Origin of the sequence: Parasphingorhabdus flavimaris, from assembly GCF_013371215.1 — a bacterium.
GTDB classification, from domain to species: domain Bacteria; phylum Pseudomonadota; class Alphaproteobacteria; order Sphingomonadales; family Sphingomonadaceae; genus Parasphingorhabdus; species Parasphingorhabdus flavimaris.
The window spans coordinates 95,767-119,925 of record NZ_JABWMH010000005.1; the positions used below are offsets into that span (position 1 = coordinate 95,767).

The window sequence follows — 24,159 nt, forward strand, 5'->3', positions numbered from 1 at the left end:
GCTTTCTCAATCCTCGATGGCAAGAAACCGGAATGTCTGGCCGAGACTGTTGAAAATCCCGTGCGCGAATATCAGCGGCATGATGTTTTTTCTTCCGAACCAGAGATACATCAACGCAAAGGCGAAACCACCCGCGCCGGTGATCAGGGCGCCGTGCATGCCTTGATAATAATAATGGCGATATCCAAAAAATATCGAGGAGAAAAGCGCGGCGGCAAGGTCCGCCTTGATGCCGCCGCCGAAGGCAACGCTCGTCCGATCGATAACAAAAGCGCGGAACAATAGTTCCTCGAAAAAGGAACCGTGAGTCCAGACCAGCAGCATGATCCCAATATAGGCCGCCAGATTGCCTTCGATATGATCAAATCGCCCGCTCGCGCCGACATCTTCGAAAAACGCATCGGCAAACAGCTGCATTATCTGCGTTGCGGCAATGAAGGCGATCATCGAAACCAACGTCAGACCGACCGTCCTCCACCAGTTTTCCGGCCAGCGGAACCCGAGATCTTTCCATCCCAATCCCCTGCGTCGCAGCAGGATGGTACCGATAATCATCGCCGAAACCGTCGAAGCAGGCCCTGCGTAAAGATAGCTATAGGGCAGCACTGATTGCTTGACGATGACCAGCACCGCCAGAATTATCAGCAGGTCGAGCAAAGCGCCCGGGTCGAAGCGGCCCGCCTGCTTTGTTGGCGTCCCATCCGATTCAGAAATGCCTGACATATGCCCCCGCCCTCATCTTAGGTGTATTATCCACATATAACACCAGACATTATTCTTGCAAGCGCGCAGAATTTCTTGACCAAAACCCTGTCGCGGTGCAGCACAGGCCCATGACAGAATCCCTCATCGTCCGCCAAAATCCTGACATCAAATATCTCGGCAAATTGCTCGGCGATGTCATTCGTTCTTATGGCGGCGAGGAGCTGTACCGACGCACCGAATATATCCGGTCGACCAGCGTCGATCGCCACCGCGGTCTCGCCGATGCGGATGCGATAGATCCCGGTCTGGATGCCCTGTCGCTCGACGAAACGCTGGCCTTTGTGCGCGGATTCATGCTGTTTTCGCTGCTCGCCAATCTGGCCGAAGATCGTCAGGGCGTCGCAGCCGAAGAAGGCGCGACCGTGGTCGAGGCGATAGAATTGCTCGCCAGCGAGGGTGTAGACAAGCAAGCGGTGCTGAAATTGCTCGACGAGGCGCTGATCGCGCCGGTACTGACCGCGCACCCGACCGAGGTGCGGCGCAAGAGCATCATCGATCATAAATCCCGCATCGCCGAACTGTTGCTGATGAAAGACGACGGCGAAACCGAAACCCCGCAAGGCGACATGCTGGACGCTGCGATCATGCGCCAGATCGCCCTGCTCTGGCAGACCCGCCCGCTGCGCCGCGAGCGCTTGTTCGTCACCGACGAAGTCCAGATTTCGCAAAGCTACATGAAGGATGTATTCCTTCCGGTGCTTCCCCGGCTCTATGCAAAATGGGAATCGATTCTGGGCGCGCGCCTGCCCAGTTTCCTCAAGCTCAACAGCTGGATTGGCGGCGACCGGGACGGCAATCCCTTTGTCGACGCCGGTGCCATGGAAGAAGCGCTTTCGCGGGCGGCCGAAACCGTCATCGGCTATTATCTGATGCGCGTTCACGCATTGGGCGCAGAGCTTTCGATTTCCACCGAACTTGCGGACGTCCCCGAAGCCGTCCTTGCACTCGCCGACGCAAGCGGTGATGATTCGCTGAGCCGCAAGGACGAGCCCTACCGCCGCGCGCTGTCGGGCATTTACGCCCGGCTGTCGGCGACCCATCTCAAACTGTGCGATCACGTCCCGGGCCGCATGTCTCCGATTGCCGCCAAGGCTTATGACAACCCGCAACAGTTGCGAGCGGACCTTGTCATACTGGCGCGCGGGCTCAAGTCCGCCGGCAAAGGCGTTTTCGCCACTTCCGGAGCGCTGGGCCGGCTGATCCGGACGGTCGAACTGTTCGGATTTCACCTCGCCACTCTCGACATGCGGCAGAACAGCAAGATCCACGAACGAGTGGTTGCGGAACTGCTGAAACGCGCCGGGGTGGAGGACGATTATCTGGCTCTGGACGAACCGGCCAGGGTCGAAAGGCTGCGCGCGGAACTGGCGAACAACCGGCCGCTGTTCAGCCCGTGGACCGAATATTCCGAAGAAACCACGAAGGAATTGCAAATCATCCGCGCCGCTGCCGAGGCGCATCGCAAATATGGCCCCGAGGTCATTACCAATTATAACATCAGCAACGGCGAGAGCGTTTCCGACATATTGGAAGTCTATGTCCTGTTGATGGAGACCGGCCTCTATCGCGCACCGACAGAAAACGGCAAGCCGCCGACCTGCCCGGTGATGGCGGTGCCGTTGTTCGAGACGGTTGCCGATCTGGAAAACGCACCCGCCGTGATGACCGATTTCTTCGCCATTCCGGAAATGTATGCGCTGACCAAGGGACGCGGTCATCAGGAAGTGATGATCGGCTATTCGGACAGCAACAAGGACGGCGGCTATCTTACTTCGACCTGGAGTCTGTTCAAGGCGAGCGACGCCTTGATTCCGATATTCGAGAAAGCCGGAATCAGGATGCAGCTCTTCCACGGACGTGGCGGTGCCGTGGGGCGCGGCGGTGGTTCGGCGTTCGGAGCCATCAAGGCCCAGCCCAAGGGAACAGTCGCCGGTCGCATCCGGATCACCGAACAGGGCGAAGTGATCGCCGCCAAATATGGCACGGAGGATGTCGCAGAAGCCAATCTGGAAGCGATGACATCGGCGGTGCTGATCAATTCGTTGGAGCCCGATCACAGGGACGCCAGGGTCCAGGCAGAGTTTGGCGTGGCGATGGACCAGATTTCGCAAATCGCGTTCACCGAATATCGCGATCTGGTGTACGGCGACGATGCGTTTCGTACATTTTTCCGCCAGATGACTCCACTGACCGAAATCGCCAAGCTCAAGATCGGCTCGCGCCCCGCCAGCCGGACGAAAAGCGACAAGATCGAGGATCTGCGCGCGATCCCGTGGGTCTTCAGCTGGGCCCAGGCCCGGGTCATGCTGCCCGGCTGGTATGGCGTCGGACAGGCGCTGACCGCGTTTGATGACAAGGAAAAGTTGAAAGACATGGCGCAAAGCTGGCCGTTCTTTCAGGCCTCGCTCTCCAACATGGAAATGGTGCTGGCCAAATCCGACATGGGCATCGCCGCCCGTTATGCCGGGCTGGTCGAGGATCAGGACATGGGACAGGCGTTTTTCGGCCGCATTCGCTCCAGCTGGTACCAGACGCGCGACATATTGCTCGAGATTACCGACCAGCCGCATTTGCTGGCGAAAAATCCGTCTTTGTTCAACAGCATCGAGTTGCGGTTGCCCTATATCGAGCCGCTCAATCATCTCCAGATCGAGCTGATGAAACGCCTGCGCGCCGGCGAAGACGACCCGCGCATCGGAGAAGGAATCCAGTTGTCGCTCAACGCGATCGCCACCGCACTGCGCAATAGCGGCTGATTCACGGCTCTGGTGACGGCAATGTCTTTATATTGCAGCAAAGCCTAGCCTTTCCCGCACCAAATCCCTAAATGCCAACCATGCATTTTTTGGATCAAGCGAAAATATATGTCAGCTCGGGTCAGGGCGGCCCTGGTGCCGTCGGATTCCGGCGTGAGAAATATATTCAATATGGCGGCCCCGATGGCGGCAATGGCGGCAAAGGCGGCGACATTGTCTTCCTTGCGGTCGAAGGCCTCAACACGTTGATCGACTTTCGCTATGCCCAGCATTTCAAAGCCCCGCGCGGCAAAGGCGGCGCAGGCCGCAACAAGACCGGCGCGGGCGGAGAAGATCTGATCATCAAGGTACCGGTCGGCACGCAGATATTGTCGGAAGACAAGGAACATGTCCTGCTCGACTTCACCCGCGAGGGCCAGCGCGCGACATTCCTCGAAGGCGGTATCGGCGGCCGTGGCAATGCCAGTTACAAAAGCTCGACCAACCGCGCTCCCCGCCAGCACCAGCCAGGCGAAATGGGCGAGGAAGCGGCCCTGTGGCTGCGGCTCAAGCTGATTGCGGACGCTGGTCTTGTCGGGCTGCCCAACGCTGGCAAATCGACACTGATCAATAAAGTGACCAACGCGGGCGCGAAAGTCGGCGCCTATCCGTTTACGACCATTCATCCACAGCTCGGCGTAGTCCGGCATAAAAGCCGTGAATTCGTACTCGCCGACATTCCGGGCCTGATCGAAGGCGCGGCCGACGGCGCCGGCATCGGCGATCGTTTTCTCGGTCATATCGAACGGTGCCGGATATTGCTCCATCTCGTCGATGCCACCGGCGATGATCCGGTGAAGGCCTGGAAAACGGTCAGCAAGGAACTGGAAAAATATGGCGGCGGACTTGCTGAAAAGCCCCAGATACTGGCGCTCAACAAGGCAGATCTGCTCGATGAAGAGCTGATGGCCGACGTCGCCAATCAATTGCGGGCTGCCGGAGCGGAGCATGTTCTGCCGGTCTCCGGAGCAACCGGCGAAGGGCTTGATGCCGCGCTCGACAAGATTCTCGAGGCGGTTGGTGCGAATAGCTCGATCGAGAACAAGGGCCAGACAACGCCTGGCCTGGATGACGAGGACGATGCCAAGGAATGGTCACCACTGTGAACACCACAACCGGGGATACGATCGTCGTCAAGGTCGGTTCTTCCCTGCTCGTCGGTGAGGACGGACAGGCGCGGCGGGACTGGTTGAAAACGCTGGTTTCGGACATCGCCAAACGCCATCGGGCGGGCGACAATATCATCATCGTTTCGTCGGGATCGATCGCTCTGGGCGCGCGCAAGCTCGGCCTGGACAAAGGCGGTCGAGCCAGCCTCGCCGAAGCACAGGCCGCGGCATCGGTTGGACAGATCGCGTTGAGCAGCCTGTGGTCGGAATTGCTTGCGGAGCATCAGATCGCCGCTGCCCAGATGTTGCTGACGCTCGACGACATGGAAGATCGCAAGCGCTACCTCAACGCGACGGCAACACTGGAAAAATTGCTCGAACATCGTGCCATTGCGGTAATCAACGAAAATGACAGCGTCGCGACCGACGAAATCCGCTTTGGCGACAATGACCGGCTGGCAGCGCGGGTCGGCCAGGCGGCATCGGCGGACCGGGTACTGCTGCTATCAGACATAGACGGGCTGTACGATCGCCGACCGGACAGCGAAACCAACGGGCAATTCATCGGCATGGTCGAAACGGTCGACGACAATATCATGGCAATGGCCGACGGCAGTTCGTCCTCCGGACTCGGGTCCGGCGGGATGACGTCCAAGCTGGAAGCCGCCAAGATTGCCAATCTCGCCGGGATCGAACTGTCGATCATCTCGGGCCGGGAAGACCATCCGCTGGAACGTTATGCGCTGACCAATGTCGGGACCCTGTTCAAGGCAGGCGATGGCGCAGGCGCCCGCAAGTCATGGCTGGGCGGACGATTGACCTCCGCAGGCACGATCACCATCGACACCGGCGCGGTCGCCGCCCTGCAGTCGGGCGGCAGCCTGCTGGCGGCCGGTATCATCACCATCGACGGCCAGTTTGAACGCAGCGACGTGGTCGAAATCAAGGACGAGAACGGCCAGACGATCGCGCGTGGTCTCTCGGAATATGGCGCGATGGATTGCGCCCGGATCATTGGCCGCCGCAGTTCGGAACTCGAGACCCTGCTCGGCTACGCGCCGCGCAGCGCGGTAGTCCACCGCAACCAGATGGTGCTGGTTTAGTCACCGTGGCCGGCACTGACCAGAAAACAATCGCTATTACCGGCGCGACCGGTTTTGTCGGCGGCCGGATGCTCGATCTGGTGGTCCGCGAAGGATATGTAGTCCGCGCATTGACCCGCCGCAAACAGGATGATCGGCCCAATGTCACCTGGGTACGCGGGGCGCTCGATGATCGAGCTAGCCTCGCCAGCCTGTGCGACAGCGCCGATATAATCCTGCATATCGCCGGAGTCGTCAACGCCCCGGACCGGGCCGGATTCGAGGCCGGAAATGTCGCCGGCACATTGGCGGTGATTGAAGCCGCCAAACAGGCCGGAACCAAGCGTTTCATCCATGTCTCATCGCTGGCGGCGACCCAGCCGAAGCTTTCGGTCTACGGCGAGACCAAAGCAACGGCGGAAAAGCTTGTCGCCACCAGCGGGCTCGACTGGACGATCATCCGCCCGCCCGCCGTCTATGGCCCCGGCGACGGCGAGATGCTGGAACTGTTCAAAATGGCGCGCTTGGGCTTTGTCACCCTGCCGCCCGATGCCGATGGCAGGTTGTCGGTCATCCATGTCGAAGACCTGTGCCGTGCGCTGCTCGCGCTGTTGCCGGAACAGGAAGAATTGACCGCCCAGACCTATGAAGTCGATGACGGCAAGACCGGTGGCTGGACCCAGGCCAGCTTTGCCAAGGCGATCGGCTGGGCAATCGGCAAGCGCATCACCACCATCGGTTTGCCAAAAATGCTGTTGCGCCTTGGTGCCAGAGCCGATTGTCTGATCCGCCGCGACAAGGCCAAGCTGACCGATGATCGGGTCAACTATTTTTGCCATGACGACTGGACGGTCGATCCGCAAAAAAGCCTGCCTAAAAAACTCTGGCGTCCACAGATAGAAACCCGTGAAGGGCTCAAGAATACCGCAAAATGGTATCGCCAGAACGACTGGCTGTAAGTTTGTTCACATGACCGGCCCGGCCAATTGTTCGAATATATAGGCTATGAAGGTGAGCGTTAATCCGGAAAGAAAAACCCGATAGGCCCAGCCCAGAAACCGGTATTTCTTGCGTTCGAGAACCAGACCCATTTGATAGATATCACGAAGCATCGCGCGATAGGTTGATTCCTGACTGAGCAATTCCTTCTCCAGCAGATGATCGATGAATTCGTCTTCGCTGAGCTTCGAAAATCCCCCGAAAAACAGCATATTTGGCGAATTGTCCTTCCACGGCGTGACCGACGGCATCACCGCCAGAGCAGCAAGTCCGGCAGATCCGAACGCGGAGATGGCGAGGATGAGGAGCGGCAAGGACATATTGCCGGCCTGACTTTGACCAACGGCAAGGGTGAACACCACAAATGTCGCACCAATCAGCATATTCGCCTTGTTATCGGCCATTACACTCAACTGCACATGGTGGCGCTGAGTGGTGCCGAGCGCATAAACGACTTCGTCCGGCCATTTGTTGCCGTCATCCATAAACTACTCTCCGAAAAGAAAAACACGATATGGCGGAAGAGTGGCAGAAAGCTTGCAATCGGGCAAGACAAGGCACGCATTGTGCCGCTTTTGCGCCTTATTCGCTTGCCAATGGTGCTCATGTCTTGGCAAAGGTCGGGAACAGCAAATTTGAAAGCATATTATGGCAAATCGCGAAGACATCATGGCAAAGATCAGCGAACTGATTGGCCCGTTCAACAACAAGGGCGTCGCCTTGACGCCGGAAACGACCTTTCAGGGCGATCTCGAATGGGACAGCCTGACGGTCATGGATTTTGTCGCCGCTGTCGAAGATGAATTCGACATCATCATTACGATGAACATGCAGGCCGATATTGAATCCGTCGGCCAGCTCTCCGACGCTGTCGCAAAGTTGATGGAAAACTAGAGCCCGACACCCGTTCGCCCTGAGCTTGTCTAAGGGTCGCACGAGCGGGTGGTTCGCATTTCGACAGGCTCAGGACTAACGGAAACAAAGAATGACCGATCTACTCAGTAAATTCGACCCGCTGATTCACGAGCGCGAGACGCTTCTGGCCACCGGCGTCAAGGACCCCTTCTCGCTGGTCATGGAAGAGGTGATCTCGCCGACCGTCGCGATCTGCGAAGGCAGGGAAACCATTTTGCTCGGCACCTATAATTATATGGGCATGACCTTTGACGATGACGTTCGCCAGGCCGGCCTGAAAGCGCTCGAAGAATTCGGGTCGGGCACCACCGGCAGCCGCGTGCTCAACGGAACCTACAGCCTGCACCGCGATTGCGAGGAAGCGCTCAAGGAATTTTACGACATGGACCACGCGATGGTCTTCTCCACCGGCTATCAGGCCAATCTGGGGATCATCTCGACGCTCGCCGGCAAGGGGGATTATGTGATCCTCGACATCGACAGCCATGCCTCGATCTACGACGGCTGCGCGATGGGCAATGCCGAAATTGTCGCCTTTCGTCACAATGATGTCGAAGCGCTGGAAAAACGCCTGAAGCGCCTGCCGCCCGAAGCCGGGAAACTGGTTGTCCTGGAAGGCGTCTATTCGATGCTGGGCGATGTTGCGCCGCTCAAGGAAATGGTCCGCATCTGCAAGGAAAACGGCGCGATGGTGCTGGTCGACGAAGCCCACTCGATGGGCTTTATCGGTGAAAACGGCCGCGGCGTCTGCGAAGCGCAGGGCGTGATCGACGATGTCGATTTCATCATCGGCACGTTCAGCAAGAGCGTCGGCACGGTCGGCGGCTTCTGCGTCTCCAACCATCCGAAAACCGAAATATTGCGGCTGGTCTGCCGCCCCTATGTGTTCACCGCCAGCCTGCCGCCCAGCGTGATGGCAACGGCAAGCACCTCGATCCGCAAGCTGATGCACAGCGGCAACAAGCGCGCCCATCTCTGGGAAAATAGCAAGAAGCTCCACCAGGGCCTGCGCGATCTCGGCTTCACCCTCGGCACACCCGAAGCGCAAAGCGCGATCATCGCGGTGATCATGCCCGATCTCGAAAAAGGCGCGATGATGTGGCAGGCACTGCTGGCAGAAGGGCTTTATGTCAATCTCGCCAGACCGCCAGCGACACCGGCCAACATGACCCTGCTCCGCTGTTCGCTTTGCGCGGAACATACGAGCGAGCAGGTCGACCAGATATTGGGCATGTTCGAAGCGGCCGGGAAAGCGGTCGGGGCTATTTAGGGATGCCGCCGCTTAATCCTTTGCGATGGCACTGGATTATAGCGGTCATATTCTTGCCAGCACTTGCATTGCTCGCGGGATTGGTTCTCGGACAACGTAGCGCAGCGATAATAATGCTCCCCTGGCCCTTGTGGCTGGCGTGGCGTTTTGACAATCAGTCCGGTACATTCCTGATGCTGGCGATATTGGTTTATATCGTATTTGCGGTCATCGCTTTTCTACTGGCAGGACTGGTTGCGATTTCTACTTATGCTTCCGTTAGCTAAGGCGGCTGACAATTTATCGCGCATTGCGATCATCAGCTTCCACAAATCGCCGCAGCGCAGCGTTGATCCGGGTTTGGTACCCTTTGCCCGACTGCTTGAACCAGTGCAGCACGTCGGCATCGAGCCGCAAGGTCACCTGTTCCTTGACAGGTCGGTAAAATTTGCCCCTCTCGGCAGCAGACCAGTCGGTCTCTTCGGGGGCATCGGAAAGATCGATATCCTCATCCCGCATCGCTTCCAGTGCGACCAGTTCCTTCTCCAGCTTGGAGGCGGGTTTTTCAGATATCTTCTTCATAAACATGTCTCTCAAATGCGGTCGCTTTTCTGGCACTGATAATCCTGCCACCGCTTTCATCGTCGAAATAAGTATGGGCCACCAGCAGCGTTGCGGTGCTCACCCGGCCGATTGTTAGCCAGCGGTTGCCATCAGGATGGGAGTCCGGTTGACTCAGGTGCAGCGGATCAGCAAAAACCAGAACCGCCAGTTCAAACGAAACACCATGTTTCGCCTTGTTGGCAACCGCCTTGCGTTGATCCCAGCGCCACTCCATTTGTAACTACAAATATGTAACTACGAGCAATTTGTCAATAGCGGAACATATCTATGACCAACTCTATTCTCATCGAACAGCGCGGCGCGATTGAAATATTGACGCTCAACCGCCCCGACAAGCTCAACACGATGAACGAGGAGATGATCTTCGCGCTGCAGGACTATTTCCGCGGCCTGCAGAAACGCCACGATATCCGCGTGGTCCTGTTCCGCGCCGAAGGCCGCGCCTTTTGCGCGGGCCTCGATATCGGCGGCTGGAAAAATGATGGTTCTCGGGGGCAGGTCCAGCATGTCTGGAACACCCAGCGTTCGATCGCCACGGTGATGCAGCTGATGCGGCAATGCCCGCAGCCGATTATTGCGCTGGCGCAAGGGGCTGCTTGCGGCGGCGGTTTCTCGCTGTTGCTCGCCAGTGACGTGCGCTTTGGCGCGCCGTCGCTGAAGATGAATGCGGCCTATATCAAGATCGGTCTCGGTGGCTGCGATATGGGATCGAGCTATTTCCTCCCGCGCATGGTCGGCGCATCGATTGCGTCGGAACTCATTCTGACCGGCCGTTTCATCCATGCCGAGCGGGCAGAAAAACACGGCCTGATCAGCGAAGTCGTCGAAGAGAGCAAACTGCTCTCTACCGGCCTGTCACTGGCGGAAGAAATGCTCGACACGGCGCCGATGGGCCTGCGCCTGTCGAAGGATGCGTTGAACCGCAATATCGATGCGCAGAGCTTCGAGGCGGCGCTCGCCATCGAGGACCGGCAGCAGGTGATGCTGTCGATGACCGAAGACAGTCGCGAGGCGGCCAAGGCGTTTTTTGCCAAGAGGAAACCCGACTACAAGGATCGGTAGCAGTTCGTCATCCTGAAACAAGTTAGCTGCGCTTGTCTTCGGCTCAGAATGACGGACTCATTTGGACGACTGGCTCACTTGATCGCCCCACCGGCAATCAACCGCGGCAACATCGTCAAAGCCCCCAGGATCGGCCATTTGCGTTGCCACGGCCTGATCTCGTAATCGGTCCCGGCGTGCCGGTTGATTTTCCACGCCAGATAATCGATGCCGCCGGCATAGGTGGCCGAAGCCTTGGCCAGTCTGGCAAGGGTGAGCAATTTGCCATTGCGCCGCAATTGCCGCCATCTTTTCTCGACCGCGTCGCGCGAGGCGATTATCTTGAGTGGCTTGCCCTGCGTCCTGTTGCGCTCGGCGATTGCCGCCACCACAACGGGTCCAAATCGCGCATATCGTTCGGGATCGGCATCGACGACGGAATCGGAGCGGTCCTTGCGCTCGGCGCGCAATTCGGCGCCATAGGTCAGTTCAAAGCCCCGTTTCCAGAGATCCTCGATACTATGTTCCGCGCCGATATCCATCATCGGGAAGCTCATGTCGAACAGGGTGATCGCGGCGCCTTCGATCGCCTCGACCGCTTGATTCTGCGCGGTCTCGTCCGCCTGCCAGACCAGACGCGAGGGCTGCGCAAAGCGCGCCCATACGCTGACCGCGCTGGCGGTAATCCGGTTCAGCCTGTAAAAGTCGTCCTCGCTCAGCACCGCCACCTTGGCGATCAGCCCGTCATGCTCCGCCGGGAACACATTCGGCGGCAACCGCCTGTTCGCACCCACCAGCCAGCTCTTGCCATAAGCGGCCTCGTAACCGGAAACGATCAGATAGAAATCGAGCATCTGTCCGTCGAGTTCGGTGGTCCGCAGGCAGGAGCCGTAAAATAATACCGACCGTGACGCCTCACCATATTGCGCTGCAATGGATGCGGCAAAAGCCGCAACCCGTTTATCGACGGGCTGGGCCAGCTCTTGTGCAATTAATGACTTGAGTTCGCTCACGCGACACGTCCTAGCTCAAGCGGCGAGCCGAAGGAAGGACACTGGTTTGGTCGATTTCAGCACGATCGGATGGCCGGGCTGGGCGGAGAATAGCTCCCCGTCCATCAGCACGTTGCTGCCCTCGCCCTCGATCCGGATCATGTCACCGCGTTCCAGATGGATGCCCTTCTGGACATTCTTGCCCAGCCGGCCGAAAATGACCGACAGCAGAAACCGCACGATGGCGCCGGCTTGCTGATCAATCGCGAGAAACTGCATTCGCCCGATCGCATTCTTGTTCCGCATCGACCGTTTCATCAGCAAAAGCCGTTCGAGCGTCGTCACGATAAGCACGGCAAAATTGCCTTGGAACTGGCCATCGCGGATCAGCGATATCTTGATCGGTGTCGACCGCTTGGGCAAAAATTTCGCCTTGATGCCAAATAGCACCGACGCGAGCGCCGCGAAGACCGTCAGCACATGGGCCGCCGCATTGGGCAATCCGAGCGGATAGATCTTGTGCCGGCAATAGAGAATGAACTCCGACAAGCCCGCGCCGCCGAGAAACATGCCGAGCACGACCTTGCTGTCCTTGCCGCCATCGGACAGGGCGATCAGCTCGCGGTCGACCAGATGTTCGTGCAAATCATGTTTGGCCAGCTCGACGATCCGCTCGAGCGCCTTGAGCGGATTGCCTTCCGATCCGAGGTCGAGCGCGATCAAATTGGTCTTGCCGTTGGGCAGAACGGCAACCGGCGGGGGATTGTCCCCGAAATGGCCGCCCTGGTATAATTCGGTCAGCGCTGCCTGCACCGTGCCGTCACCGCCATTGATGACCAGCACCTTCGGCTTCACCCGGGCAATGGTTTCCAGAGCCTTGGCAATTTCGTCGACATGGTCGACTTCATAATGGAAAACATCGCTGTTTTTGACGCAGTAAGACCGAACGTCCGGCAATATCGCCCGGTTCCCGGTTGAGTTGGGATTTGAAAGAAGTGCGACATTTGCCATTATTGGGCCCTATCCCCGCGAACAGATTTGCATCATCTGTATTTCATGCTGATGTTGATTGACTTGACTTCATTGCCGACGTTGAACGCGGTTTTCTTGTAGCTCGGTTTGCCGAGATTGAAGATATTGATGCTCGGGTTGTTCGACATGCCGCCGCCATCGCCAAATATGTCGGTCTTGCCATTGCCGTTAATGTCGTGGCGGATCGCAACCGCATAAGTTCCGGAAGAAGGTACCGGCAGACAGAATTGCATGTTCCCGGCCTTGGCGGGAGCCTCGACCCGGTGGAGCCATGCGCCGGTCTTCAGCCACTCTGACGACGTACCGGGATAGGTCTGCACCCGCATCTTGCCGCTCGATTCCTTGACGCCGCTGACATTGACCAGAACGGCCGGGCCAGCGCCCGCCTTGCATCTGCCAAGATCATTGGAAATCACCTGCCCGCCCGCCAATGCCGGGGCAGAAGATAGCAAAATTGTGGTCGACAATGCGATGGATGCTGCAAATTTCAACATGACGTAGTAACTCCTAGTCGTTATACCCGCGCCATTACTCCGGCTCGGACAAGAATCAGCCCCCGATCTGCCTATGGCTATGGATTTGATTTGCGGCGAAAACATGGTGAGAGGGCGACAACAAGTTGAAACTGCTGACTTCCACCGATCGCTACTTGGCGAAATTGATAGCATTGCCGTTATTCAGCACGCTGGTGATCGCCGCGATGCTTCTGGTGCTCGAAAAAATGCTCCGTCTGTTCGACTTTGTCGCGGCCGAAGGCGGCCCGGTCAGCGTGGTCTGGCGGATGCTGGCCAATTTGATTCCGGAATATCTGTCGCTCGGGATACCGATCGGCCTGCTGCTCGGCATCCTGCTCGCTTTCCGCCGGCTTGCCCTGAGTTCCGAACTCGATGTTTTCAGAGCGGTCGGCCAGGGTTACGGGCGACTGCTCCGAGTGCCCTATTTATTCGCAATTGGCCTGATGCTCGTCAATCTGACGCTGGTCGGGTTCATCCAGCCGCTTTCGCGCTATTATTATGAAGAACTGCGTTTCGAATTGCGTTCGGGCGCGCTTGGCGCCTCGATCAAGGTCGGGGAGTTCACCAATCTCGGCAACCGCATGACCCTGCGGATCGAGGAAAGCCGCGACAATGGCACCAAGTTGAGTGGCATATTCGTTCGCGCCGAAAACAAGAAGGAACAGACCGTATCGGTCACCGCGAAAAGCGGTCAGTTTCTGGCGACCGACGATCCCGACACGATCATCCTGCGTCTGACCGACGGGGTGCTGGTCCACGATGCGCCCAATTACAAGAAACCGAGAATTCTCAGCTTCTCCAACCACGACCTGCCGATCGATCTGCCCGACATCGAGACTTTCCGCTCTCGCGGCGGCAAGGATCTGGAATATACTATTCCCGAACTTGTCCGGGTCGGGATGGACGAAAAACGGCCGCTGGCCGAACGCAACGAGAGCCGTTCCAATTTCCATTTCCGCATGGTCGAAGTGGTGATGATGCTGCTGATGCCGCTGCTGGCGGTGGCCCTCGCGGTGCCGCCGAAACGATCGACATCGGCGCTGGGCGTGTTTCTGTCGATCGTGATGATCGTGACCTATCACAAGGTCAACGAATATGGCGAGGATGTCGGCGCCCTGGGCCTTGTCGATCCCATCATCGCCCTGTGGTTGCCCTTTGCCCTGTTCGCCGCCTTGATCATCTGGATGTATCATGTCGCCGCCCACGTACCGGGCGGTCAGCCGATTGGCGCGCTGGAAAAGGCTTTCTCCAAATTCGGCGGCGTGTTCAAGGGCCTGCTCAATTTTAATCGCAAACGCGCTTTGATCAAGGAATAGCCGGACATGGATTTCTTCCCTTCCCGGACCCTCGCCATCTATATGGCAAAAATGTTCATTGTCCGCACGCTCGCGGTGCTGGCCTTGCTGGTGCTGGTGCTGCAGGCGCTCGATCTGCTGGGCGAAAGCGGCAAGATTCTCGCCTATGAAGGCAATGGCGAAGCCGAACTCTGGACCTATGTCTCATTGCGCGCGCCGCAACTTGTCGCGCGCTTTCTGCCCTTTTCCGTACTGCTCGGGACCATCATCACGCTGGCGACGCTGAACCAGAATAGTGAAGTCGTCTCGATGAAGGCCGGCGGCCTGTCCGCGCACCAGATACTGGCGCCACTGATCGTGGCCAGCATGGGCGTCGCTTTATTCGCGTTCATATTCAACGAAACCATCGTCGCGCCGTCGACCGCCCGCTTGTCGCAATGGGAGAAGGTCGAATTTGGCCCGATCCCGGCGGAGAGCAACATCCGCACCAATGTCTGGGTGAGGGACGGCAATAATCTGATCAACGCACAATCGGTGACCGGCCGGGGTGCGGAAGTCGTGCTGCGGGATATAACGATTTACAACCGGACCGAAAACGGCCTCAAAAACCTGCTCCAGGGCGAAGAGGCCCGGTTCACAGGCTCCGCCTGGCTGCTGACCGATGTTACCCAGTTCGACGTCAGTACCGGAACCGAGGTAAAAAAAGCGGAACTGGTGGTCGGCGATTCGATCCGGCCGGACCAGTTCACCCTGACCAACGTCAGCGCCGACAGCCTGTCTATTTTCGCTTTGCATACCGCCATTGGTGAGCTGGAACAGGCCGGTCGCCCGACGATGAGCCTGAAGTCCGGCTGGTGGCACAAGATTTCCGGTCCGATGTCTTCCATCCTGATGCCCTTGCTGGGCGCGATTGCCGCTTTTGGTCTGGCCCGGTCGGGGCAGCTGTTCCTGAGAGCCGTGATCGGCATGGCGCTGGGCTTTGCCTATTTTGTCGCCGACAATTTCGCTCTCGCGATGGGCACTATCGGCGCCTATCCACCGATACTGGCAGCCTGGGCACCGTTTCTGCTCTTCTTCCTGATCGGCGAAACCGTGCTGATCCGGACCGAGGAATAACGGCTCAGTTTCTTCCGGCGCTGCCGCGCACGAGACCGGTGATCAAGGTCCACAGACTGTCATGGTCCGCACGATAGAAATTGGACGTTTTCGGCAATTCGGCCGCCAGACGCCGGTGGGCCTCGCCCAGACTATGATAGGGAATACCCGGCAACAGATGATGCAACGCATGATAGCGCAGGCCTACCGGCGCCCATAACGCGGGCAAGGTCGCTGGCGGTGGCACGTTGACACTGTCGAGATATTGCGCGGTTACGCTCATCTCGTGGCCGTCATTTTCCCACAGATGCGCGACCAGTGTCCGGATCTGGTTGAGAACAACGCTACCCGACATGACAGCCAGAAAGATCAGAAAGGCGCCCATCGGAATGATGTTGGTCGCGACCATGGTCAGCAAGGCAATCGCCCAGATGCTGGCCCCGATTTCACAGGCCAGCCAGCGGCGTTTGAGATCGCCCTCCGGTGCCTTGCGGCGAAAATCCGGGTTGATGATCAGGCCGGAATAGCGTTCGACCACAATCCGGCGCAGCGGCGGGATGACCGCCGAAAGCGGTGACAATATGGCATAGCGGAACAGCAGCGCGACCGGTGCCAGCGCCGCGACGATCACGAACAGGGGGACCGACCAGGGTTTCATCAACGCGAGCGGCAAATATTCCGGGTCTTCCGCCGTGCCATATTTCTTGGTCCGGTGATGGATGCTGTGAATGCCTTCGTACATGAAGGAGGGAATCAGCATCGGCACGCCGAACAGGGCGTTCCAGGCGAAATGGAAACCGGGCAGTGCATTGCGCCGGATATGGGTCAGTTCATGGATGAAGCTGCCGGCCCGGTATAATGCCAATATCGCAACCAGACCGAAAAAGACGGCAAGTCCTGTGGACTGGCTGATGATCGCGCCGAGCAACGACCCATAGCCGATTGCGACCGACGCCAGAAAATCCGTCCAGTAAATCGCCGGCCTGGCCGCATTGAGATCGCGAGTCACCTTGGCAGCCGTGCGGATCAGTTCATTATCCTCGGGAATGCGGACGCCCGCAGCAGCCGGGTTTGGATCCAGCGCGGCCTTCGGCACATTTTGGGGAGAGATGGTTGTCGAACTCATAAATACCTGCATGATTGTTGGACGGCCTAGAGCAACATATCGTGGCGACATCATGGCAAGGGCAAGACGGTTATGGCCCCGGTGCCCTTGACATTGCGCCACAATTAACGCCACAGCCAGCCGCAAATACAGAAGGATAAACTATGGTGGTCGGTCAAGATATAGTCATTCAGCCGGTCCGTACCAAGGCCCAGACCAAAGAGTTTATCGACATCGCCTATAAGCTCAACGCCTCGGACCCGCATTGGGTTCCGCCGCTGCGGACCGAAATGGCCAATCTGATTACGCCCGGAAAAAACCCCTTTTTCGACCATGCGAGGGTGCAGTTTTTTCTCGCTCGCCGGCAAGGCAAGGTGGTCGGACGAATCAGCGCCCATATCGACGAACTGGCCCTGCAACAGCCTCCGGAACAGGGCATGGGGCCGGGAACCGGCAACTGGGGCTGGATGGAAGCCGGCGACGAAGCGGTGATGCACGCCCTGATCCGCGCCGCCGAGAACTGGTTGAAAGATGAAGGCATGACCCGGGTTCTTGCGCCAATCAGCATGTCGGTCTGGGAAGAACCGGGGCTGCTGACCCGGGGGCACGATCATAGCCCGATGATCCTGATGGGCCACCACAACGCCGCCTACCAGGGCTGGATCGAGAATCTCGGCTATAAGGTAGCCAAGCGGCTGGTGACCTATCATTTACCGGTCGAAGACGGCTTTCCCGAACTGGTCAAGCGGATCGTTGCCTCGGGCGAGCGCAACAAGAGACTGACCATCCGCCGGGTGGACAAGAAACATTTTGACCGCGATGCCGCGATCATCATGAATCTGCTGAACGATGCCTGGTCGAAAAACTGGGGATTTGTCCCGATGACCGACCGCGAGATTGCCCATGCCGGCAAGAGCCTGAAGCCGATTGTCCACGAACATCTGATCCGGATTGCCGAACTCGAAGGAGAGCCTGTCGCGTTCATGATGACACTGCCTAATATGAACGAAGTGCTCAAGAACATGAACGGATCGCTATGGCCGTTCGGCTGGGCCAAGCTGCTCTGGTGGCTGAAATTCCCGAAATCCAATTCGATGCGTGTCCCGCTGATGGGCGTCAAAAAGGAACTGCAGAACAGCCGGCTGGCCAGCCAGATGGTGTTCATGCTGATCGAATTTATCCGCCGCGACGCAAAGCTCCATTTCGGAACCAAACACGCCGAAATCGGCTGGATATTGGAAGACAACCAGGGGATGGTGGCGATTGCCGAAGCGATCGAAGCGACGATCAACCGGGAATATCTGATCTACGAGAAGCCGATCACCTGAACAGAGCCGCGATCAGACGCGAATGGGCAGATCAAAGATCGAGATCAACCCAGGCCGGCGTATGATCACTGGCCTTTTCGCGGCCGCGATGTTCCTTGTCGACGCCACAGCTTTTCAAGCGGTCGGCCGCAAGCGGGCTGAGCAAGAGATGATCGATGCGAAAACCCTGGTCGCGTTGCCAGCCGCCGCTGCGATAGTCCCAATAGGTCCATATCTGGCCTTCGGGATAAGTGACACCCAAAGCATCGGTCCAGCCGTCATTGAGCATCCGCCGGTAACCCTGACGGCTTTCCGGCTGCATCAAAGCGTCACTTTCCATCGCTTTGACCGAATAGACATCATTGTCGCGCGGAATCACATTATAATCGCCAGCCAGTACCGCCGGGACTTCTTCGGCCCAGATTTCCGCCGCACGCTCGCGCAATCTCTTCATCCAGCGCAGTTTGAAATCGAACTTGGGACCCGGATGGGGATTTCCATTGGGCAGGTAAATGCTGGAAACTCTTACCTTCTTGCCGTCCTTGCCGGTGATATTGGCTTCGAGATAGCGACTATGCTCATCTTCCGGCTCGCCATCCAGACCGCGTTTGATCTCTTCGGGCGCCTGGTCGCGGGCCAATATGGCGACGCCGTTGAAACTCTTCTGGCCGTGCCAGATCGCGCCATAGCCGATTTTCTCAAATTCGTCGGCGGGAAAGCCGGCATCCTGCGTTTTTATTTCCTGCAGGCAGGCAACATCCGGTCTGGTCTCTTCGAGCCATTCCAGCAAACGCGGCAAGCGTGCCTTGATACCGTTGATATTATAGCTTGCGATGCGCATGATCAGCGTCTTTCCGTTAGTTCCCAGCCTGCCGACAATCGCCTCAAGAATAGGCGAACCTCGACAAGCCCTGTGCTAACGGACCACTACAAAGCGATCAAATGGAAAAGCTTGAACCGCAGCCGCAACCGGAGGCCGCATTGGGATTGGTGACCTGAAAAGCACTGCCGCCGAGCGACTCGACAAAGTCGACCGCACTGCCGCGCACCAGATCGAGGCTGATTTCGTCGACGACCAGGGTCACACCGGATTCTTCAACCGCGATATCATCGGCTTCGATACTGTCGGAAAGACCGAAACGATATTGGAAGCCGGAACATCCCCCGCCTTCGACCGCGAGCCGCAAAATCGCCGCTTTGCCTTGCTTTTCGGCAATAGCAGCCACGCGCTTTGCGGCATTGGGGGTCAGGATGATATCCTGTTCGGTGGTTGCTGCTGTCTGGTTCATGATATCAAGATAGGGAGAATCAAAAGGAGCGGCAAGCCTTAAGGCTCAAACCGCTCCCTGATGCACCCTCTCCCAAAGGTGTGAAACTGTCTTATTCGGCTGGACCGCCCAATGCAACGCCGGAATTCAGCTTTTGCGCGACCAGAAAATCATTGGATTGCATGAACGGGATCGGATTGACCGCTTCGCCGGCAATCCGCACTTCATAATGGAGATGGCTGCCGGTGGAGCGACCGGTGGAGCCCATGAAACCGATCAGATCACCGCTCTTCACGCGCGCATTCGCGTCGACGTTGAGCCGTGACATGTGACCATAGCGGGTCTGGATGCCGTTGCCGTGGTTGATTTCGATATATTTGCCATAGCCGCCCAGCCATTGAGCGCGGCCGACGATGCCGTCTGCGGTCGCATAGATCGGCGTGCCGATCGGCCCTGCCATATCAAGACCCTTGTGGCTGGCGCGACGGCCTTTGAATGGGTCGGAACGCAGACCATAAGCGCTGGTCAAGGTGAAGTCTTTGACAGGTTTGCGCGAAGGAATGGTCAGCTTGACCTGTTCCTGCTTGCCCTGACCGGCCCAATTGTTGAAAATCATCTTGAAAGCAGGATCTGCTTCGCCGAGAGCGCTTTCGGCTGCCTGGCTTTTCAAAACGTCCACCGGAATGCTGGCATCTGCGCCGGCGTCCGCCGTTGCTGCGGTGGAAAAAATCATCGCTGATCCGAGAAAAGCAACTGCTGTGATCTTTCTCACAGATTTTTTAAACAAAACTAATATGTTGTCGGTCATAGAATGATCGAACCTTTACTGGCGACCCGTGAAAAAAATCACGGCGTTGAACTTTTTGGTGGAACCTTTTCCCCCGTTCTTCGTTGTGACAGGTGTAAATTCATATTGGTTAACAATTCAATACCCGAATAATATTCATGGGTTAGACCGGCTGCTCGGCGCGCTGAGTCGTTAAATGGAGGCTTCAACCCGCCTTTAAAGTGGGTTTTTACAAGCTGTCGCCAATGGGCGTGTGGCGGCAAGTTGATTCTCTCGCAGGCAAATTCGAACCATTTTGTTCCGAATGACACGTGATTGATTTCATCATGGAAAATCCGGTTCAGGACCTTGGCGGTCATCAGATCGCCCTGTCGCCGGAACCGTTCGACCGTCTGCAAAGTGATATCAAGACCGCGCGCCTCGAGCACCATCGGAACAATCGCCAGCCGCGCCGACGCGTCATAAGCGGTCTGCTTTGCTGCATCCCACAGGCCGTCATGGGCGGGAAGAGCGCCATAAGAACTGTCCAGTGCACGCAGGCGGCGGTCGAGCAGGACAAAATGCATCGCTTCGTCTGCGCCGACACGCATCCAGTCGTCGGTAAATTCCCGCGGGAACTGGGAACCGAAACGACCGATCATGTCAAAGGCGAGATCAATCGCGACAAATTCGATATGGGCGAGCGCGTGGATTAGGGCGATCCGCCTGGGGATCGACGTGCCGGTACCACGGCGCGGCATCTCCCGCGGATCGAGCAATAGCGGACGATCGGGTCGCGCCGGCATGTCCGGCATGGTTTCGTCAAATTCGTGGGCCAGCCGCCCCAGTCGCCATTCGCGCGCAGCGCGGCGCGCGGCCATCACCTTGGTGGCGGGGTCCGCGCTTTGCAGCACCCGCAAAACCGCAGCGCCGACCTTGGGCTGTTCGCTCATGCCGGCTATTCTACGCCGCCTGCACCGCGGCCAATACTTCCTCGGCATGCCCCTTGACCCTGACCTTCGGCCAGGCCTTGAGAACCGTGCCGTCGGGCCCGATCAGAAAGGTCGAGCGGATGATACCCATGAAGGTCTTGCCGTACATTTTCTTTTCTGCCCAGACGCCGATTTTCTCCAGAAATTCCGTGCTTTCGTCGGAAGCAATATCGACGGTCAACTCCTGTTTGGTGATAAAATTCTGCTGCCTTTTCGGTGAATCGGCCGACATGCCCAGCACCGCAGCGCCGGCTTTTTCAAACTCCGGCAACAATGCCGAAAATTCTTTCGATTCCGTCGTACAGCCGGGCGTGCTGGATTTCGGGTAGAAAAACAGCACCAGCTTCTTGCCCGCATAGTCGGATATCTTCACCGGACTGCCATCGGGTGCCACCAGTTCCATATCCGGTATTTTATCGCCCACATCGATCATATGATATCTCCTAATATTTCATCGGGGTCCGGCCGCAGGTGCCGGTTCCACTCGTCAATAACGCATTGCCGCGCCCGGTCATAGCCGTCGAGCAACGCATCCCAATTCTCCTGCCCTGCCGCCTTGGCGATCAGGGCGCGGCTGGTTTCCGGCGGAAAGTCGCAATCCGGCGACATCAGCCGCAAAGCCACCAGCAGACGCGCCATCAGCTCGTAGGCGGCGACCATGTCCTCGCCGAGATGGCCTTGCGCCACCAGAGCGCGGACCGCCTTGCCCAGTTGCGGATAGAGCGCATCGCCGGTTTTCAGTTGCAGAAAGTGGATGATGAACTCCCAGTCGACCAGCCCGCCTTCCATCATCTTGGTATCCAGCGGCCCCTTGGGCGGCTTGTGCTCGACAATATCGAGGCGCATTTTCCGGACCGCCTTGCGCAGCACCTCGGGTTCGCGCTCCGTCTTCAGGATCGAGCAGATCTCGTCCTTCAACTGCGTACGGTCTTCCGTGCTGCCATAGACCGGACGCGCACGGGACAGAGCCATATGCTCCCAGGTCCAGGCGCTCTCCCGCTGATATTTGCGAAAGCTCTCGAAGGTCACGGCCAGCGGGCCCTGGGTGCCGGACGGGCGCAATCTTGTATCGACCTCGTAGAGCGGCCCGGCGGCGGTCGGCACCGACAGCGCGGTGACGATCCGGGCGGTCAGCCGGTTATAATATTGGGTCGCGCCCAGAGGACGCGCGCCGTCGGACTCGGCGCTATGGTCACCGGTGAACAGGAAGATCAGATCGAGGTCCGAGGCATGGGTCAGCGCCTCCCCGCCCAGCCGGCCCAGCGCCAGTATCAGCAGCGCGCAGCCCGGGACCCTGCCATGGGTCGCCTGAAATTCGGCAATCGTCGCGTTGGCCAGCACCTGGATGGCCGCTTCGGCGACCCGGGCATAGCCCGCAGAAATCTCCAGCGCGTCGTGCCGGCCCTCGATCAGCTGGACGCCGAGCGCAAAGCGTTTTTCACCGACCCGCGCGCGCACGCGGTCGAGCAATATCTGATAATCGTCGCCCGTTTCGGTACGGGCAAATTGTTCGGCCAGTTCTTCGACCGATGGCGGCAGATCGAGAGCGGTCGCATCGATCAGGCCGTCGAACAGTTCCGCTCGCCGCGCCAGCGCATTGGCGAGCACCGGCGCGTGGCTGAGAATATTGCCCAGCATTTCGAGCAGGGCGGGCCGCGCCTCCAATATCCGGAAGAAATTGATCGCGGTCGGCAATTTCTCGATCAGGCTGTCGAGCCGCGCCAGCGCCTGCGCCGGATTGGGTGCGGTCGCGATCGCGTCGACCAGATCGGGCAATATCTCTTCGAAGGATTCCTGCGCTGCGTTGGACCGCAGGGCGGTCACCTTGCCGCTGCGCCAGCGCCGGATCGCGATCAGAAACGCACCCGATTCCAGCAGGTTTTTGTCGACCAGCACGGCAGTCAGCTTCTCTTCGTCGATCGGCAACCGCCTGTCGTCTTCCGGTTCGATCAGGTCATCATAGATTTTGCCGACCGCATCGACCCGGGGCGCCAGCTGATCGAGCAATATCTGGCCATTGTCCAGCCCGTGCAGCCGCGCGACCCGGTCGAGCCCCTCGGCATCATCGGGCAGGCTGTGGGTCTGCTGGTCATTGACCATCTGCAGCCGGTGCTCGATCACCCGGTAATATTCGTAGGACTCGCTCAGCAGCCTCGCCTTTTCACCGTCGATCCGCCCTGCCTCGGCCAGTGCCGCCAGCGCATCACGGGTCGCCGGCGCCCGCAAGACCGGCTGGCGCCCGCCAAATATCAGCTGGTGCATCTGGGCGTAAAATTCGGTTTCCCTTATCCCGCCGCGTCCGCGCTTGAGATCATAGCCGGGTCCGAATTTCTGTCCGGCGGCATAATGATCGCGGATCTGGGCAGTGACCGAACCGATATTCTTGATAGCCCCGTAATCGAGCGACCGCCGCCAGATGAAGGGGTTTATCGTTTCGAGAAAATATTGACCCAGCTTGGTGTCACCGGCAGCCGCGCGCGACCGGATATAGGCCGACTGCTCCCAGGTTAGCGCGCTCGATTCATAATAGCTGATCGCCGCCTCGACCGGCAGTGCCACCGGGCTTACCTCGGGCGATGGCCGCAGCCGCATATCGACCCGGAAAACATAGCCGTCGGCATCGCGGGCGTTGAGCGCTTCGACCAGTTGTTGTCCGATTCGCCGGGACGCATCGCTCGGCTCTTCCCTTCCGCGCACCGGGATTTTATCGGGATCATACAGGAAAATCGGATCGATATCCGACGAATAGTTGAGCTCCCGGCTGCCGTGCTTGCCCAGCCCGATGACCGAGAACCCTTCCACCGGCGCATCGGGATAGCGGGTCGCATAAATATCGGCCAGAGCCTCATCCAGCGCCCGGTCGGCGAAATCCGACAATCGCGTGATGACATCGGTCAGCGACAATCGCCCGGCCAGATCACCAATCGCCAGGGTCAGCGCCAGCGCCCGCTTTTCGCGGCGCAGTTTCTGCCGGACATTTTCGGCCTTTTCGCCCGCACCCGCGCAATATTCCAACGCCGCTTCCAGATTTTCCGATGCCAGCAAATCGGCAAGTTCCGGCTGCACCTCGAGCAACATTTTGAGATAAGGAGCGTTTTCCTTTGCCCGCGTGAGCGTTTCGGCAAGCGAAGATACGGGAGGCAACGGAACTATATTCATCCGACGAGCTTTAAGCCCTCAATCGCATTTGTCACGCCCGCCAGCGTCGATTTA

25 protein-coding genes are annotated in these 24,159 nt (G+C 58.3%); 11 read left to right on the forward strand and 14 right to left on the reverse strand.

The window, feature by feature from the left end; all coding sequences use genetic code 11:
* Nucleotides 1-6 precede the first annotated feature (6 nt).
* A complete protein-coding gene (locus tag HUO14_RS15025) occupies nucleotides 7-723 on the reverse strand; it encodes a CPBP family intramembrane glutamic endopeptidase (RefSeq protein ID WP_176280663.1) in 717 nt (238 codons plus the stop codon).
* Between the two features lie 110 nt (nucleotides 724-833).
* On the opposite strand from HUO14_RS15025, the gene ppc reads away from it, so the two are divergent.
* From ppc to HUO14_RS15045, 4 genes are all read left to right on the forward strand, one after another.
* Complete coding sequence (gene ppc, locus HUO14_RS15030; protein ID WP_176280664.1) at nucleotides 834-3,521, forward strand: phosphoenolpyruvate carboxylase; 2,688 nt, start codon at nucleotides 834-836, stop codon at nucleotides 3,519-3,521.
* Between the two features lie 80 nt (nucleotides 3,522-3,601).
* On the forward strand, nucleotides 3,602-4,666 hold the full coding sequence (gene obgE / locus HUO14_RS15035; RefSeq protein WP_176280665.1) for a GTPase ObgE: 1,065 nt from the start codon (nucleotides 3,602-3,604) through the stop codon (nucleotides 4,664-4,666).
* Nucleotides 4,651-5,772 (forward strand): glutamate 5-kinase, encoded by a 1,122-nt coding sequence (gene proB, locus HUO14_RS15040; RefSeq protein WP_176280666.1) that lies wholly within the window; start codon nucleotides 4,651-4,653, stop codon nucleotides 5,770-5,772. Before obgE ends, proB begins: the two co-directional genes overlap by 16 nt.
* A gap of 5 nt (nucleotides 5,773-5,777) precedes the next feature.
* Entirely contained in the window at nucleotides 5,778-6,710 is a 933-nt protein-coding gene (locus HUO14_RS15045) for an NAD-dependent epimerase/dehydratase family protein (RefSeq protein ID WP_343046114.1), read from the forward strand.
* Nucleotides 6,711-6,716: 6 nt separating this feature from the next.
* On the opposite strand, the gene HUO14_RS15050 is transcribed toward HUO14_RS15045, so the two are convergent.
* Complete coding sequence (locus HUO14_RS15050; RefSeq protein WP_176280667.1) at nucleotides 6,717-7,235, reverse strand: Pycsar system effector family protein; 519 nt, start codon at nucleotides 7,233-7,235, stop codon at nucleotides 6,717-6,719.
* A 163-nt stretch (nucleotides 7,236-7,398) separates the two neighbouring features.
* On the opposite strand from HUO14_RS15050, the gene HUO14_RS15055 reads away from it, so the two are divergent.
* The 3 genes from HUO14_RS15055 (at nucleotide 7,399) to HUO14_RS15065 (ending at nucleotide 9,201) form a co-directional block, all read left to right on the forward strand.
* The gene (locus HUO14_RS15055; protein WP_176280668.1) at nucleotides 7,399-7,644 is read left to right on the forward strand and encodes an acyl carrier protein; all 246 of its coding nucleotides are present in this window, start codon (nucleotides 7,399-7,401) and stop codon (nucleotides 7,642-7,644) included.
* A gap of 91 nt (nucleotides 7,645-7,735) precedes the next feature.
* Nucleotides 7,736-8,935, forward strand: a complete 1,200-nt coding sequence (gene spt, locus HUO14_RS15060; protein ID WP_176280669.1) for a serine palmitoyltransferase — start codon at nucleotides 7,736-7,738, stop codon at nucleotides 8,933-8,935.
* A 113-nt stretch (nucleotides 8,936-9,048) separates the two neighbouring features.
* Nucleotides 9,049-9,201, forward strand: a complete 153-nt coding sequence (locus HUO14_RS15065) for a hypothetical protein (protein WP_176280670.1) — start codon at nucleotides 9,049-9,051, stop codon at nucleotides 9,199-9,201.
* A gap of 13 nt (nucleotides 9,202-9,214) precedes the next feature.
* Here HUO14_RS15065 and HUO14_RS15070 read toward each other — a convergent pair whose 3' ends face one another.
* Both HUO14_RS15070 and HUO14_RS15075 read right to left on the reverse strand, forming a co-directional pair.
* Nucleotides 9,215-9,496, reverse strand: coding sequence for a BrnA antitoxin family protein (locus HUO14_RS15070; protein ID WP_176280671.1), 282 nt, complete (start codon nucleotides 9,494-9,496; stop codon nucleotides 9,215-9,217).
* Nucleotides 9,480-9,752: a BrnT family toxin gene (locus tag HUO14_RS15075; RefSeq protein WP_176280672.1), complete on the reverse strand. Its 273-nt coding sequence runs from the start codon at nucleotides 9,750-9,752 to the stop codon at nucleotides 9,480-9,482. The genes HUO14_RS15070 and HUO14_RS15075 overlap by 17 nt, the downstream gene beginning before the upstream one ends.
* 53 nt (nucleotides 9,753-9,805) lie before the next feature.
* Here HUO14_RS15075 and HUO14_RS15080 point away from each other — a divergent pair, with 53 nt between their 5' ends.
* Entirely contained in the window at nucleotides 9,806-10,600 is a 795-nt protein-coding gene (locus tag HUO14_RS15080; RefSeq protein ID WP_176280673.1) for an enoyl-CoA hydratase/isomerase family protein, read from the forward strand.
* Between the two features lie 74 nt (nucleotides 10,601-10,674).
* Here the strand turns inward: HUO14_RS15080 and HUO14_RS15085 are convergent, their stop codons facing one another.
* From HUO14_RS15085 to HUO14_RS15095, 3 genes are read right to left on the reverse strand one after another with little or no spacing between them, the layout of a single operon-like run.
* On the reverse strand, nucleotides 10,675-11,592 hold the full coding sequence (locus HUO14_RS15085; protein WP_176280674.1) for a hypothetical protein: 918 nt from the start codon (nucleotides 11,590-11,592) through the stop codon (nucleotides 10,675-10,677).
* 15 nt (nucleotides 11,593-11,607) lie between these two features.
* Nucleotides 11,608-12,582: a diacylglycerol/lipid kinase family protein gene (locus HUO14_RS15090; protein ID WP_176280675.1), complete on the reverse strand. Its 975-nt coding sequence runs from the start codon at nucleotides 12,580-12,582 to the stop codon at nucleotides 11,608-11,610.
* A gap of 32 nt (nucleotides 12,583-12,614) precedes the next feature.
* Nucleotides 12,615-13,097 (reverse strand): DUF2141 domain-containing protein, encoded by a 483-nt coding sequence (locus tag HUO14_RS15095; RefSeq protein ID WP_176280676.1) that lies wholly within the window; start codon nucleotides 13,095-13,097, stop codon nucleotides 12,615-12,617.
* A 131-nt stretch (nucleotides 13,098-13,228) separates the two neighbouring features.
* Here HUO14_RS15095 and lptF point away from each other — a divergent pair, with 131 nt between their 5' ends.
* Both lptF and lptG read left to right on the forward strand, forming a co-directional pair.
* On the forward strand, nucleotides 13,229-14,434 hold the full coding sequence (gene lptF / locus HUO14_RS15100; protein ID WP_176280857.1) for an LPS export ABC transporter permease LptF: 1,206 nt from the start codon (nucleotides 13,229-13,231) through the stop codon (nucleotides 14,432-14,434).
* Nucleotides 14,435-14,440: 6 nt separating this feature from the next.
* Nucleotides 14,441-15,529: an LPS export ABC transporter permease LptG gene (lptG, locus tag HUO14_RS15105; protein WP_246255710.1), complete on the forward strand. Its 1,089-nt coding sequence runs from the start codon at nucleotides 14,441-14,443 to the stop codon at nucleotides 15,527-15,529.
* A 4-nt stretch (nucleotides 15,530-15,533) separates the two neighbouring features.
* Here lptG and HUO14_RS15110 read toward each other — a convergent pair whose 3' ends face one another.
* The gene (locus tag HUO14_RS15110; RefSeq protein WP_176280677.1) at nucleotides 15,534-16,634 is read right to left on the reverse strand and encodes a fatty acid desaturase family protein; all 1,101 of its coding nucleotides are present in this window, start codon (nucleotides 16,632-16,634) and stop codon (nucleotides 15,534-15,536) included.
* A gap of 143 nt (nucleotides 16,635-16,777) precedes the next feature.
* Here HUO14_RS15110 and HUO14_RS15115 point away from each other — a divergent pair, with 143 nt between their 5' ends.
* Nucleotides 16,778-17,941 (forward strand): N-acetyltransferase, encoded by a 1,164-nt coding sequence (locus HUO14_RS15115; protein ID WP_217908042.1) that lies wholly within the window; start codon nucleotides 16,778-16,780, stop codon nucleotides 17,939-17,941.
* A 31-nt stretch (nucleotides 17,942-17,972) separates the two neighbouring features.
* Here HUO14_RS15115 and xth read toward each other — a convergent pair whose 3' ends face one another.
* The 6 genes from xth to HUO14_RS15145 all read right to left on the reverse strand — a co-directional run bounded on the left by xth (nucleotide 17,973) and on the right by HUO14_RS15145 (nucleotide 24,105).
* Entirely contained in the window at nucleotides 17,973-18,761 is a 789-nt protein-coding gene (gene xth, locus HUO14_RS15120; protein WP_176280678.1) for an exodeoxyribonuclease III, read from the reverse strand.
* A 97-nt stretch (nucleotides 18,762-18,858) separates the two neighbouring features.
* The gene (gene erpA / locus HUO14_RS15125; RefSeq protein WP_176280679.1) at nucleotides 18,859-19,209 is read right to left on the reverse strand and encodes an iron-sulfur cluster insertion protein ErpA; all 351 of its coding nucleotides are present in this window, start codon (nucleotides 19,207-19,209) and stop codon (nucleotides 18,859-18,861) included.
* 91 nt (nucleotides 19,210-19,300) lie between these two features.
* Nucleotides 19,301-19,921, reverse strand: a complete 621-nt coding sequence (locus tag HUO14_RS15130; RefSeq protein ID WP_176280680.1) for a M23 family metallopeptidase — start codon at nucleotides 19,919-19,921, stop codon at nucleotides 19,301-19,303.
* A gap of 113 nt (nucleotides 19,922-20,034) precedes the next feature.
* Nucleotides 20,035-20,907 (reverse strand): ferritin-like domain-containing protein, encoded by an 873-nt coding sequence (locus HUO14_RS15135; RefSeq protein WP_176280681.1) that lies wholly within the window; start codon nucleotides 20,905-20,907, stop codon nucleotides 20,035-20,037.
* Nucleotides 20,908-20,917: 10 nt separating this feature from the next.
* Nucleotides 20,918-21,379 (reverse strand): peroxiredoxin, encoded by a 462-nt coding sequence (locus tag HUO14_RS15140; protein ID WP_176280682.1) that lies wholly within the window; start codon nucleotides 21,377-21,379, stop codon nucleotides 20,918-20,920.
* Nucleotides 21,376-24,105 (reverse strand): bifunctional [glutamine synthetase] adenylyltransferase/[glutamine synthetase]-adenylyl-L-tyrosine phosphorylase, encoded by a 2,730-nt coding sequence (locus tag HUO14_RS15145; RefSeq protein ID WP_176280683.1) that lies wholly within the window; start codon nucleotides 24,103-24,105, stop codon nucleotides 21,376-21,378. The genes HUO14_RS15140 and HUO14_RS15145 overlap by 4 nt, the downstream gene beginning before the upstream one ends.
* Nucleotides 24,106-24,159: the final 54 nt, after the last annotated feature.